This window comes from Streptomyces sp. NBC_01077 (assembly GCF_045162855.1).
In the GTDB taxonomy this organism is placed as follows: Bacteria; Actinomycetota; Actinomycetes; order Streptomycetales; family Streptomycetaceae; genus Streptomyces.
On the sequence record NZ_CP108669.1, the window covers coordinates 9,058,923 to 9,071,778 of the forward strand.

Below are 12,856 nucleotides of genomic sequence, written 5' to 3' on the forward strand. Positions count from 1 at the left end.
CGGTGCCACGGAGCAGGTGCAGCGGGCGAGGTCAGGAAGAGACCGCCTGGTCGCGCCACGATCGGCTCCCTGGCACGGGCTGGCGGTGCTGGTAGCCCTGATGCTGGCCGCCTTCACTTTCAACACTGCGGAGAACCTACCCATCGGCCTCTTGGAGGTCATCTCAGAAAGCCTGCAGGTGTCAGTGTCAGCGGTCGGTCTTCTGGTCACCGGCTATGGCGTGACAGTGGCCGTCGCGTCTCTTCCGCTCGCCCACCTCATGCGGGCAGTGCCCCGACGCCACGTGCTCACGGGACTATTGGCCGCGCTGGTCGTTTCCAGTCTGGTCGCGGCGCTGGCGACCTCCTATTGGCTGCTTCTCGTGGCGCGGCTGCTGACCGCGCTTGCTCAAGCACTGTTCTGGGCCGTGATGGGTCCGGTCGCAGTGGGTCTGTTCGCGCCCGAGGTCCGTGGGCGTGTGGTCGGGGCACTGTCCGTCGCTGGTTCGCTCGCACTCGTGCTCGGTGTTCCTGCCGGGACCTGGCTGGGCCGGCAGCGAGACTGGCAGGTGCCAGTGGCCGTGCTGGCGGGTCTGGGGCTCGTCTCCCTTGTGACAGTCGCGGTACTGCTGCCGACCTCGCGTCCGGAAGAAGAGCGCGCCGCCTTCGGAACCAGTCCCGACGCCCGCCGGTTCGGGATCGTGCTGGCGGCCGGGACCTTGTCCGCTACGGGGGCGTTCACGGGATTCACCTACATGGTGAAGTTCCTGGGTGACGTGAGTCAGTTCCCCCCAAGCACGGTCAGTGCCGTGTTTGTAGGCTTCGGCACTGCGTGTTTGGCCGGGGTGAGCATCACCGGGGCGCTGCTGGACCGCTTTCCGCACGCCTTGCTCACCACTGCCGTGGCCACGCAGGCGGTGGGCATGCTCGGCCTGTACGCGGCCGGCACCGATCCGGTGGCGGCGGTGGTGTTCCTGGTGCTGATGGGCGGTGCACTCGGGCCGGTGTTCATGACCACCCAGAACGCGATGCTGCATTGCGCTCCAGGCCGCACGGACATCGCGCTCGCAGCGAACTCCGGTTCCTACAACGCCGGCATTGCGGCTGGCGCCGCGCTCGGAGGACTGGTCCTGCCGCTTGCCGACGTGCGGGGCACCTTCCTCGCAGGAGGCCTGCTGACTCTCGCGGCCTGCGCGGTGCTACTCGGTGGGCGGCTGCTGCGTCAACGACCGGAAGAGGAGTTGCCGAGCTGGCGGCAGGTGCATACCAAGTTCGGGCGGATCAGCAACCGACCTCGCCCGCACCGGTTCGAAGATCAGGTACGGGACAACCCATAGCTGCGGTGCCGCCCGGGCTGGGTACGGGGAACCCGCTGGTGGTGACGCTCTTGTTGGTGCAGCTCGGGGTGGAGGCGGTGACGGGGCTGCTGAATCTGCGGCTGCCCCGGGGGCGGTCGGCTGAGCCGCGGCTGGTCGGCCGAGAGCTGAGCGTGACCGGCCGCGCCCGGTACGGCAGCAGGGCCCCGGCAAGGCAGCAGGGCCCCGGGACGGCAGCAGGCCCCGGACCGCGCGTCGCGGTCCAGGGCCTGCTGCCGTGCGGTGTCGCCCTGCGGCGGCGGTGCGTCAGCTCTGTGCGGTGTCGTCGCCCGCCTGCCCGGCGCCCTCAGCTGCGCCTGCCTTCTCGCGCATCTTGCGCACCAGCTCCGCCTTCTGATCGGCCGCACCCTGGCGGTCGAGGTTGCGGTGCGGACCGTTGTTCTGCCGTTCGGCGCGGGACAGCCTCTTGCGCTGGCCGCCGCCCTGGCCCACGGGGTTGTTGATGTTCTTGCTCACGGTCACGGGTTCTCCCGGGTAATGATGTGGAGTGATCTACGGATTCATCGGGGGGCGACGTTGAAGGACGTCAGCAGAGGCCCATCACGCTCTCACTCGTAAATCGGCGTCTGGAAGAACATGACAAAGACGTTACCCGGTTCCGTAGGCCCCGCGCACCAACCTCTTCGCCGCCCCGACGTCGGCCGGGCCTTCGGCGAGCGCCCGGGGCCAGCCGTTTCCTGCCGGGAATCTCACACAGCAGCACCCGCCGGTGGTCGCCGCCCGCCCGGGGCGCGCTTGGTCCAGCGGAGGCGGTCGCGCAGTGGCTCGTCCGATCGGTATGCGTGGGACTGGGCCGCAGTGTGTCGACACCGGGCCTCCGACTCACATCACTGGTTGGAGATCTTGTGGACGGCGGTGTCGTCGGGGTCCAGCCGTCGCCCGTCCGCAGACAGTACTTCCAGTGCGCGGAGGCGATGTCCCTGTAGGCGGTCGACCAGCTGTGAGTGTGGTTCGCCGGGGGCGAAGAAGTTCTGTTCGCCCCACTGCCGCAGTGCCACGATGACGGGGAAGAGCGCCTTGCCCTTCGGAGTCAGTACGTACTCGCGGTAGGCGCTGCCGTCCGAGGCGGGGACGGATTCGAGGACACCGCCGGCGACCAGGGTGCGCAGACGCGCGGTGAGGATGTTCTTCGCCACGCCGAGGCTGCGCTGGAAGTCGCCGAAGCGTCGGCTTCCGTCGAAGGCGTCCCGCACGATCAGCAGGGACCACCAGTCGCCGATCGCGTCCACCGACCGGGCGACGGGACATTCACTGTCGTCGAATCGCGTCCTGGTCACCATGGTGTCCCTCTCTCACTCTGGTTGCAACATGCTACCAACATGGTTACCTTCGCCGCTGGTAGCAAGATGAAACCAGAAGTGAGGAGGGGTGCTGATGCCCGGCAACTGTGAGGCTGTGGCACGACGGACCGAGGCACGAAGCGGAGAAGGTTCCGCGTTCGTCCTGTCCCGTGGCGTCGTCATACTGTTCGCCGTCGCCTGCGGGGCCGCGGTGGCCAATGTCTACTGCTCCCAGCCGCTCCTCGTGACCATGGGCCACGACCTCGCCATGAGCCCGGCGCTTGTGGGCAGCGTGGTCACCCTCACGCATGTCGGATACGGGCTCGGACTTTTCCTCCTCGTGCCGCTGGGCGACGTAGCCGAGCGCAGACGGCTCATCGTGGTCCAGTTGCTGCTCCTGGTGGTGGCGCTGGCCGTGGTGGCGACCGCCCACACGGCGGCGATCCTGCTCGCGGGCATGGCTGCGACGGGGCTTCTCGCGGTCGTCACGCAGACGCTGCTGGCCTTTGCGGCATCACTGGCTCCCGCCGCCGGGCGCGGCCGGGTCGTCGGTCTGGTCACCAGCGGCGTGGTCATCGGCATCCTGCTCGCCCGCACCGCATCCGGCCTCATGGCCGATCTCGCAGGCTGGCGCTCCGTCTACCTCGCCTCGGCGGCGCTCACCGCTCTGCTCGCCCCGGTCCTGTACCGAGTGCTGCCACGCCACAGCATCGCTCCGCCGACAACCCTGCGCTACGGACAACTCCTGCGCTCCACGGTCACTCTTTTCGCAAGGGAACGACTGCTACGGCTTCGGGCCCTGTTCGGTCTGCTGATCTTCGCCGCCTTCAGCACCCTGTGGAGCAGCATCGCGTTGCCGCTCAGCGAGGCCCCGTACTTCCTGTCCCACAGCGCGATCGGGGCGCTGGGGCTCATCGGTGTCGCCGGCGCCCTGGCCGCGACCGCAGCGGGCCGCCTGAACGACCGCGGACTCTCCCGGCGGACCACCGGTATCGCCCTGGCACTGCTCGCCGCCTCGTGGCTGCCCTTGGCCTTCACCCGCAGCTCGCTCTGGGCACTGCTCGTCGGGGTGATCCTTCTCGACCTCGCCGTACAGGCGGTCCACGTCACCAACCAGACCCTGATCTACGCGCTGCACCCTGACGCGGGCAGCCGGCTGATCGGTGGATACATGGTCTTCTACTCGATAGGCAGTGCCACGGGCGCCATCGCCGCCACCTCCCTCTACACGGTGGCCGGCTGGGGCGCCGTATGCGCACTGGGTGCCTCGTTCAGCTGCCTCGGGCTCGTGCTGTGGGCATTCACTCGTGACAGCGCCCCGGATTCCGCTGCCAAGGTGACCTCGCGTGGCGATTCCTGATGCTGTTCGTCGAGCCGCTTCGGTCAGGTCCAAGGAGTCAGGTGGGCGACGGAGTGATGTCCACGCTGACGGACCGGCTGCGCAGCCCCTCGGCCAGGTATGCCCCCTCCACGGACGTGCCGGCCAGGCCAACCCCCTTGAGGTCGGCGGCCATCCGCCGTGCCTCGGCCAGCGTGAGGTGCTGCATCTCGCGCAGGGCCCGCAGTACGGGAACAAGGCTCGCGTCATGGTTCGCAAGGAAGAGCCGAACGGCCCCGTGTGTGGTCAGCAAGGCCTGCCTGATCTCATCGGGAGCCGGGCCTGTGTCCGTCTCGCACCATGCGTTCGGGCAGTCTCGGCACCGCCCTTCGACGCCCCACGACAACCGGCCCAGTTCGATGAACTGACCGACGTCGCGGACCAGTTCGCCGCCACAGCTCTCACACTGCGATGTGAGCTTCACTCCCTGGGTAGCGGTGATCACTCGTCTCTCCCTGCGGCATCGATCCGGCTGATCCTGCCTCACGCGGAGGGATCTGGCGACCGGATTGTACGCAAGGCCGGCCGGTCTCAGGTGGTCTGGCGCGGTCGGGTGGTTGCCCGGGGAGCGGAGGCGGTGGGGGTGACCGCGTGCGGTGGCAGTGAGCGTTCGGCGCACAGGAGGATCACCGCTCCTGTGAGGACTATCAGTGCGAGGACGGTCCACAGCTGCCACTGTCCCGTGTCGAGGAGGAATCCCAGGAGCATGGGCGCGATGTGTCGACGATCCTGTGTGACGTCGGCGGGCGCCAGTTCGAGGTCTTGCTGACAGCCGGGGAGGAACAGCTTCTCCAGGCGGTGGCGGCCCGCCTCTCGGACGGCGGCAAGGAACACGGCGCAACCAGGAACGGCATCCAGCGGAACACCTCGGGCGCGTAGACGCGCCGGATCACCTCGGGCGCGTAGTCGCGACGCACCACAGAAGTCGAGCCAGACACCGTCTCCTGTGCGGGCCCGGCCTCTCCCTGGTGGGCGTGGTCGATGGCCTCACCGAGGACGTGAACCCTGAACTCCTCCTGATATAGGAGGAGAAACAGCCTTCGGGCGATCGGTGCGCCCTACCCTGATCGCCAGAAGGGTCATTCGGGCGGCGAGGGGGACGCGATGGATCCGATCACTGTGGCAGGACTGGCAGGCACCGCACTCGTGGGGGCCATGGCCACCGATGCCTGGCAGCAGACGCGGGACGGCGTCGTCGCCTTGTGGCGCCGTGTCCATCCCGAGCGTGCGCAGGACGTCAGCCAGGAGCTCACGCAGCTCCGCTCGATCGTCGACGAGCGAGGTAACGCCGAGGTCGAAGCGGCGATGACGCAGCTGTGGCAGCTGAGGCTGCGCGATCTGCTTCTGGCAGACCCGGCCCTCACCGCCGAGCTCACTGCTCAACTGGCTCGCCTCACTGACGACATCGCCGCGCGCCCTGAGTCCCCGGACGCTCACGTCGTCGGCAGTCAGCACCTGGAGGCCCACGCCTCCGGAAGCGGCCGGATCTACCAGGCCGCGCGGGACATGACCATCACCGAGCGCTGAGGGCTGGTGTCCATGGGTGTGTCGGAGGCGGCGGGGGAGCCGTGGCGAGTGACGGTTCCCCCCACGGGCGCCGAGTCGGACGCCGGTCCCGATCCGGATTCGAGCGCAGGGCCGTCTGTGGGAGCAGATTCCGTGGCACCGCCGCGGCCTGTTCGGCTGGAGGCCTTCGCATCCGGCGGCCGGATCTACCAGGCCGCCCGCGACCTGTATGTCTCGGAGTCCCACCACGTCAGACCGGCCGGTCCTCTGGCCGTCGTCGAACCCGTGCTGCCCACCGACGAAGCGGCGGCCGAGGTCTTCGTGGGCCGCAGCGCTGAGAGGGGGGAGGTCTTGGCTGTCCTCGATCCGGCCCACGGCGCCACCGGCATGGTCGTCGCCTCGTCCGTCGCGGGGCTCGCCGGCATCGGCAAGACCGCCCTCGCCCGCTCCTGCGCCGCCGAGGCCGTGGCACGGGGCTGGTACGAGGGCGGCGCCGTGTTCGTCGACCTCAACGGTTACGCTCCCGACCCCGCCGACCAGGTCATGCCCGAACACGTCTTCGCCCCCATGCTCCACGCTCTCGGCTTCCAAGGCCGCCTGGACGCCTCAGCCGGCGGGCAGGCCGCCCAGTACCACCGGCTGCTCGCCGAGCGAGCTGCCGAGCGACGTCCGGTCCTGCTCGTTCTGGACAACGCCTCCAGCACTACGCAGATCGCCGACCTCATGCCGCGCTCCAGGGTGCACCGCACCCTCATCACCTCGCGGCACACCCTGGCCACGCGAGGCTCCCGCACCCTCGAACTCGGCACCCTGTCACCCGTCGGCGCCCGTAACCTCGTCGAGGAACAGCTCGAGTTCCTCTCTCCCGGCGAGACCCGCACCCGACAGGACGCCGAAGGCACGGAGCGCCTCTGTCGCATGTGCGGCCGTCTGCCGCTGGCCCTGCACATCGCCACCGCCCTCCTCGCCCGCGATCCGGACCAGACCCCGGGAGCCCTCGCGGACGAACTCGCCCGCGCACGCAGCAAGCTCGACGTCCTCGACGACGGGGAGCGGGCGGTGCGCGCCGCGTTCGAACTCTCCTACCGCCGCCTGACGCCCGAGCAAGCGCTGCTCTTCCGACTGTTGCCCCTCAACCCCGGGCCACACATCGCCACGGGCGCCGCCGCACGGCTCGCCGACATGGCCGACGACCAGGCCGTACAGCTGATCCGGGAGCTGGCCCGCGCCCATGTCGTCGAGCGGGCGGGCACCAGCGTCTGGCGACAGCACGACCTCATGCGCGCGTACGCGATCGAACTCCTCGGCCGCCACGGCGACGACCAGGGCGCGGCCTCGAACCGGCTCATCGAGCACTACATAGCCCTGGCAGCCGACGCCATGTCGAGCCTGGACACCGACAGGCACTCAGAGCCCTTCCATACCGTGGAGGACGCGCTGGCCTGGTGCGACCGTGAGCACCCCAACCTCCAGGCCGCGATCTCGATGGCCGCGACCTTCGGCCACGGCGACGGTGCCCTGCGCATCCAGGAGACTTTGATCGCCGTGCACGCCCACCGGGGTGAGACGGCCGAATGGGAGGCCGCCGCCCGGATGGCCGTACGCTTCGCGAGAGAAGCGAAGGACCACGCCGGCAGATCCCGGGCACTGCACCAGGTGATGCTCGCCCTGGAATCCGCAGGCCACGCAGACCAGGCGGTGGAAGCGGCCGGGACGTTGCTGCGCTTCCAGTACGTAGTCATCGAGGCAGCCCTCCAGGCCGAGAGCCCCACCGACTGCCGGCACCTCCTGCAACACGCCGTCGCCGCAGTGGCGGAGAGCGAGCGTCTACTCGGCGAACGCGAGCGTCGGTTGGTGCACACGCGGCGCGAGGACATCGCACGGGTGGCAAGCACCCGTCGCCTGGACGAAACCATTCAAGAGATCGGCTCACAACCTCCGCGTGACACGACCGAGCCACCCACCGAACGTCCGCTGAACGCCCCGGCGGAGGCGGTGAAATGGGCCCGAAGAGCCTTGGAGCGCCTGGCGAAGGCTTCCTTCCCCGACGACGTTTCCGACCCCTACGTCACCCACGCCGAGAAGGCGGCACGGCACGCGTTGTCGCTGATCCCCGAGGATCTGCAGCCGCAGGAGACCGAGGAGTGGAGGGAGGTGTGCGACCTGCTGGCCCACTACGCCGCGGAACGGCTCGCAGGCGGCGCGGCGTCGCGCACCATGGGGCAGCACGCCCAGGTGATCTGGACGGGGCGAACCCTGCCCAACGTGACCCGCACGTATCAGAACGCCGTCGAGGCCTACGAACGCATCAACGATCCCGCGGCCCAGGCACGCCTGTACACCGACCTCGCACGCGAGAGCTTCCAATCCGGGCAGTACGCACGGGCAATCGGCTGCCAACAGATCGTGGCCGGGATCGCGGAAACGAACGGCGATGAGGCAGGCCAGGGCGAGGCCCTCTCCGCCATCGCGTACGCCCACCTGCTGCTTGAGAACCACGAGAAGGCCATCCCGTTCGCCGAGCGCGCCGTATCCCTCCTCACCGACGCGAACCGCCCAGGGCCCGCCAGCCGAGCCCTCACCACCCTGGCAAACGCCTGCTATGGCCTGAACCGCCCCACCCAGGCGCTCTCCGCCGCCCTCAACGCCGAAGCCCTCGCCGGATCAGCGGACGATCTGCAGGGCCGCACAGCGGCGCTCCTCGTTCTGGGTCTCGCCCAGCGCGACACCGGCAGTGCCGAAGACGCCTCCGTGTCCTGGAGGACCGCGTTGCGCATCGCCCGGACCCTCCAGGACCCCTATCTCACCCGCGAGACAGAAACCTTCCTCAGGAACGTGGACTACCTGCGCAACTGAGACGCGACGGACCAGGAGGGCTTTGAGAGTGGCCACCTGCGGAAACGGGTCAGCTCCGGTGCTACCCGACGAACCGGAGTAGCCGCGCGTCGTGCGCCCTGGTCGCGCGATGCTCGGCCGCGTGGGCTTCAGGCCGTTACGCAAGTGGGTACTCGCCTGAGTCGGCCGGCCGAGTTGCGGCCACTGCAGCAGTCCTCTGCGGACCGCGTCGTCTCCTTCCCGCCGCAACTGTGTCACCAGCGTGCCGAAGAAGCGGGGGCTCAACCCGGTGAACGGGGCTATCCAGGTCGGCTGCGACGCCGTGATCACACCAGCCACGGCGGGAGCCTCACACGGTTCCCGCCGTGGCTGGTGTGCTGATCACTTGCTGGACAGGCGGAGATCCCCGGACCAGGTGTCACACCGGACACGGCCAGAGGCGAAGGAGATCTCCAGTGCGAGCCGCCCGCTGCCCGGGGCACCCTCTTCGCTGACCGCCAGTACCGTCTTGCCGAGGTGATCCGCGAACGGGGTCTCGCCGCTGACAGGCGCCACCTCGACGCGGCCCGACTCCGCCATGTCGTATCCCGCGAAGGGGGTCGACGTCTCCACGATCAGGCACCAGTCCGAACCGGTCGTGATGTGCGTGGCGACCGCCTCACTGTCGATCAGCCACACGTCCAGCGGGCCGGACGGAGCCCCCGAGCCGTACAGATGCCACGAAGCCACCACTTGCTCAAGCCGCCGCCCGACCAGGTAATCGGGACGCACACCGACCCCGTGCAACGGGCACTCGCTCACACTCATCGACTCCACCCAACGACCGTACCGTCAGGCGGATCCCCAGGTCATGCCGTTATACGGGACAAGCCCTAGACCCATCCCTCGTCGAGGCAGACCGTCCAGATGTCTCCCACTGCCCGGTGAAGTTCGACCAAGGCCGCAACGTCAGCGATGGCTGCCGGCGCATCGGACAGCCGCAACGGGGAGTCCGGGACACCGCTCCTGGTGTAGGTCGGCAACTCGCCGTTGCAGCTGAAGACGTGGAGTGGCAGAGGACCATCCCCGAACCATGCGGGGCAATTCTCCTCCGCCCACGCGGCTACGGTGTCGACACGATCCACATGCGCCAGCAGGTGCTCAGGAGCGGGACCGCCGCTGAACTGCACGAGGAAGCCCTGAGCATCGACCGCCCACCAATCCCACATGAACCCAGGTCGAGGGTGCCGCAGGATCGTCGCCATTTCGCCATCGTATCCAAGCTGCACAAGGCTGGTGAAGATGATCCGCAGGAAACGATCTAAGGGTCTGCCGATCATCAAGGTGTTGCTTTCAGAGCTCGGGCTCGTTGGTGTCGTATGCGCATCCCGGACGAGACTCGTGATCAACTTGCCGTGAAGTTCGCGGTGTTGTTCCCACACCTGGACGAACGACAGCGGCGGCTGCTGATGGCCGCGGAGGCCCGAGGACTGGGCCATGGCGGCATTCGGGCCGTGGCCCGGGCGGCCGGGGTGAGCGGGACGACGGTTCGCAAGGGCATGTCCGACCTGGAGACAGGCCAGTTCCTGACCGGGCGGGTGCGGCGGCCGGGCGGCGGACGCAAACGCGTCGCGGACCTCGACCCTGGACTGCGGGGTGCCCTGCTGAGCCTGGTCGAGCCGGACGAACGTGGTGATCCGATGTCGCCGTTGCGGTGGACGACGAAGTCGACCCGCACGCTGGCGGCCGAGCTGACCCGTCAGGGTCACCGGGTCGGTGCGGACACCGTCGCCGGTCTGCTGCGGCAGGAGGGGTTCCGGCTGCAGGCCAATGCCAAGACACTCGAGGGCAGCCAGCATGCCGACCGGGATGCCCAGTTCCGGTATCTCAACGAGCAGGCACGTGATCACCAGGATGCCGGCCAGCCGGTGATCAGCGTGGACACCAAGAAGAAAGAGCTGGTCGGCGACTTCCACAACCATGGCCGTTCCTGGCGGCCCACAGGCGAACCGGTGCCGGTCCGCGTCCACGACTTCGCCGATCCGCTGCTGGGCAAGGCCATCCCTTATGGCGTCTACGACCTGGCGGCCAACACCGGCTGGGTCAATGTCGGCACCGACCACGACACCGCCGCGTTCGCGGTGGAGTCGATCCGACGCTGGTGGCACGGTCAGGGCCGGGCCGACTACCCGCAAGCTTCCCGGCTGCTGATCACCGCCGATGCGGGCGGGTCCAACGGCTATCGCGCCCGGGCCTGGAAACTCCACCTCGCCCGCCTGGCCGCGGAAACCGGGCTGGTCATCACGGTCTGCCACCTGCCGCCGGGCACGTCGAAGTGGAACAAGATCGAGCACCGGCTCTTCTCCCACATCACGATGAACTGGCGCGGTCGCCCGCTGACCAGCCACGAAGTCATCCTCGAGTCGATCGCCGCGACCACCACCCGCACCGGACTGCGGGTGAAGGCCGAGCTGGACACCAACACCTACCCCACCGGCGTCGGTGTCGGCGACGCGGAGATGGCGGCCCTGCCGCTGACCCGGCACACCTTCCACGGCGAGTGGAACTATGCCCTGCACCCCCAGCCGAGCCCGGCCGTCCCGGCAGCCCGCAACGGCCGGCCACCGACACCGCCGTGGCACTCGGCGCTGCTGTCCGACCCCGAACTGACGGGCCTGACTCCACACCAGCTGCAGAACCTCATCCACACCCTGGCCGCGAAGGGCCTTCCCCGCCGCGGACGCCCACCCCGCCTCACCTTCGCCGACCAGGTCCTGGCCACCGTGCTCCACCTGCGCGTCAACCTGGCCGCGGAACCTCTTGCCGTTCTGTTCAACAGCAGCCGCACCGCAATGCACCGCACCCTGCTGAAGATCAGGAAACTGCTTGAAGCACAGGGCATCATCATCTCGCCGGCCGTCATCCCACCGACCGCCCTGCCAGCCCTTCGAGCCCGAGTGGCCGCCCAAAGCAGCAGCCCCAACAGCAAGATCAAAGCGGCAGGTTAATGATCGGCAGACCCTAAGGGCTGTCCCGTAACTGATCTTTGGCACGAGAGTGGTCGGCTGAGTCGGATCCTGGGTCCCACCCTTTGGGAGAGGCGCCGACCTCGGTTCACCCCTGTGACCGCACGACACAGCAGCGGATGGCAGGGGCCGTCCTCCCGCAACGTGTGGATCCACCCGCCTGGGGAGATGAGCAGGGCCCCTGTTATCGTGCGCCGATGTCAACGATCAAGCAGTTCCAAGTGACCTTCGACTGCGCGGAACCTGCGCGCCTCGCCGCCTTCTGGTGCGAGGTGCTGGGGTACGTCGTACCGACAGTCCCGGAGGGCTTTGCCACGTGGGAGGAGTACCACCACTCGCTGCCGCCTGAGGACGAGGTCTACTTCGCGTGCGCTGATCCCTCGGGTGTGGGCCCGCGCGTGCTCTTCCAGCGAGTTCCCGAAGGCAAGGTCGTCAAGAACCGGGTGCATCTTGATGTGCGGGTCGGCACAGGGCTCGTGGGTGACGAGCGCCTGGCCACACTCGAGTCCGAATGTGCACGGCTGATGGCGCTCGGCGCGAAACACGTGCTGACGCAGCGCGCCGATGGTGTCAACGAGTCGTGCATCACGATGCAGGACGTCGAGGGCAACGAGTTCTGCCTCGCCTGATTCTCCTCCGAGACTGCGAGTGGGGGCCGTCTCCCGGGGCCTCTCAGGTCTCGTATGCGGCAGAAGCTATCCCGTGAGAGCGAGGTCGTGCAGTCGGGCGATGCCGAGCATGGCGTGTCGGACCCCGTCGCCCTTGAGACGGCAGTCGCGGAGGATCTTCCAGGTCTTGATGCGGGCGAAGACGTGCTCGACGCGGGCCCGGACCTGTTTGTGCGAGCGATTGTGCTCGCGCTTCCAGCCCGGCAACTCTTCGCCCGGGGTGCGGCGGTGGGGCATGAGGAGGCCGGTGCTCGGATAGCCGCCGTCGGCCATCGTGAGGGTCTTGCCCACGGCGGCCTTCGCGCCAGACTCCTCCCATGCCCGGCAGTCGTTGCGATTGCCGGGCAAAGGCTCAACGACCACAACGACCAGGCGGGTATCCGCGTCAATGACGACCTGGTGGTTGGTGGAGTACCGGTAGTTCTTCGACTGTTCAGCGATGCTGTGGTCTCGGGTAGGCACCAGGGTGCCGTCGACTACCAGCACGGTGTCCTTGGCGAACCGGCGCCGAGGCTGGAATGCGATGAGCGGGCCGAGCTGGTCGATGATGCGGTCGGCCGCCGACTTCGAGATGCCAAACAATGGGGCGAGTTGGCGCATCGTCAGGTTCGTGCGCCAGTAAGCGACTACCAACAGCACCGGTCCTCCAGCGGCAGACCCCACGGCCGCCCCTGGCCCGGGGAGCTGGCGCCCTCGCGGCGAAGCGCGGTCACCAACTTGCCGAAGACGCGCGGGCTCAGCCCGGTAAACGGGGCTATCCAGGACGGTTCCGACGCCGTGATCACACCTGACACGATCAAGATCATTGCAGGGCGAGATCACTTACGGGA

General features: G+C 68.4%; 13 protein-coding genes and 2 pseudogenes. 7 read left to right on the plus strand and 8 right to left on the minus strand.

Translation table 11 applies throughout. From position 1 onward, the window contains the following. The first annotated feature begins 100 nt into the window (after window positions 1-100). Window positions 101-1,315 carry an MFS transporter gene (locus OG462_RS40520; protein WP_406066899.1) on the plus strand — a complete coding sequence of 405 codons (1,215 nt, stop codon included), beginning with the start codon at window positions 101-103 and terminating at the stop codon, window positions 1,313-1,315. 285 nt (window positions 1,316-1,600) lie between these two features. Here the strand turns inward: OG462_RS40520 and OG462_RS40525 are convergent, their stop codons facing one another. Then, window positions 1,601-1,816 carry a DUF6243 family protein gene (locus OG462_RS40525; protein WP_030303759.1) on the minus strand — a complete coding sequence of 72 codons (216 nt, stop codon included), beginning with the start codon at window positions 1,814-1,816 and terminating at the stop codon, window positions 1,601-1,603. Window positions 1,817-2,181: 365 nt separating this feature from the next. Further along, a complete protein-coding gene (locus OG462_RS40530) occupies window positions 2,182-2,634 on the minus strand; it encodes a winged helix-turn-helix transcriptional regulator (protein ID WP_406065863.1) in 453 nt (150 codons plus the stop codon). A gap of 94 nt (window positions 2,635-2,728) precedes the next feature. Here OG462_RS40530 and OG462_RS40535 point away from each other — a divergent pair, with 94 nt between their 5' ends. After that, on the plus strand, window positions 2,729-3,994 hold the full coding sequence (locus OG462_RS40535) for an MFS transporter (RefSeq protein ID WP_406065865.1): 1,266 nt from the start codon (window positions 2,729-2,731) through the stop codon (window positions 3,992-3,994). Between the two features lie 37 nt (window positions 3,995-4,031). On the opposite strand, the gene OG462_RS40540 is transcribed toward OG462_RS40535, so the two are convergent. Continuing rightward, on the minus strand, window positions 4,032-4,457 hold the full coding sequence (locus OG462_RS40540) for a hypothetical protein (RefSeq protein WP_406065867.1): 426 nt from the start codon (window positions 4,455-4,457) through the stop codon (window positions 4,032-4,034). 86 nt (window positions 4,458-4,543) lie between these two features. Beyond that, window positions 4,544-4,720, minus strand: a complete 177-nt coding sequence (locus OG462_RS40545; protein WP_406065869.1) for a hypothetical protein — start codon at window positions 4,718-4,720, stop codon at window positions 4,544-4,546. 9 nt (window positions 4,721-4,729) lie between these two features. On the opposite strand from OG462_RS40545, the gene OG462_RS40550 reads away from it, so the two are divergent. The 3 genes from OG462_RS40550 (at window position 4,730) to OG462_RS40560 (ending at window position 8,374) form a co-directional block, all read left to right on the plus strand. Further along, window positions 4,730-4,891 (plus strand): hypothetical protein, encoded by a 162-nt coding sequence (locus tag OG462_RS40550; protein ID WP_406065871.1) that lies wholly within the window; start codon window positions 4,730-4,732, stop codon window positions 4,889-4,891. 225 nt (window positions 4,892-5,116) lie between these two features. Beyond that, complete coding sequence (locus tag OG462_RS40555) at window positions 5,117-5,539, plus strand: hypothetical protein (RefSeq protein ID WP_406065873.1); 423 nt, start codon at window positions 5,117-5,119, stop codon at window positions 5,537-5,539. 132 nt (window positions 5,540-5,671) lie between these two features. Continuing rightward, window positions 5,672-8,374, plus strand: a complete 2,703-nt coding sequence (locus OG462_RS40560; protein ID WP_406065875.1) for an AAA family ATPase — start codon at window positions 5,672-5,674, stop codon at window positions 8,372-8,374. Between the two features lie 192 nt (window positions 8,375-8,566). Here OG462_RS40560 and OG462_RS40565 read toward each other — a convergent pair. From OG462_RS40565 to OG462_RS40575, 3 genes and pseudogenes are all read right to left on the minus strand, one after another. Next, window positions 8,567-8,692 (minus strand): annotated as a pseudogene (locus OG462_RS40565) (IS5/IS1182 family transposase); the annotation flags it as partial. 42 nt (window positions 8,693-8,734) lie between these two features. Further along, entirely contained in the window at window positions 8,735-9,082 is a 348-nt protein-coding gene (locus OG462_RS40570; RefSeq protein ID WP_406065876.1) for a hypothetical protein, read from the minus strand. 143 nt (window positions 9,083-9,225) lie between these two features. Continuing rightward, on the minus strand, window positions 9,226-9,597 hold the full coding sequence (locus tag OG462_RS40575; protein WP_406065878.1) for a hypothetical protein: 372 nt from the start codon (window positions 9,595-9,597) through the stop codon (window positions 9,226-9,228). 114 nt (window positions 9,598-9,711) lie between these two features. Between OG462_RS40575 and OG462_RS40580 the strand changes: the two genes are divergently transcribed. Both OG462_RS40580 and OG462_RS40585 read left to right on the plus strand, forming a co-directional pair. Continuing rightward, entirely contained in the window at window positions 9,712-11,340 is a 1,629-nt protein-coding gene (locus tag OG462_RS40580) for an ISAzo13 family transposase (protein WP_406053500.1), read from the plus strand. Between the two features lie 215 nt (window positions 11,341-11,555). Continuing rightward, a complete protein-coding gene (locus OG462_RS40585) occupies window positions 11,556-11,987 on the plus strand; it encodes a VOC family protein (protein ID WP_406054140.1) in 432 nt (143 codons plus the stop codon). A 66-nt stretch (window positions 11,988-12,053) separates the two neighbouring features. On the opposite strand, the pseudogene OG462_RS40590 reads toward OG462_RS40585, so the two are convergent. Beyond that, window positions 12,054-12,820: pseudogene (locus tag OG462_RS40590) on the minus strand (transposase). Window positions 12,821-12,856 lie beyond the last annotated feature (36 nt).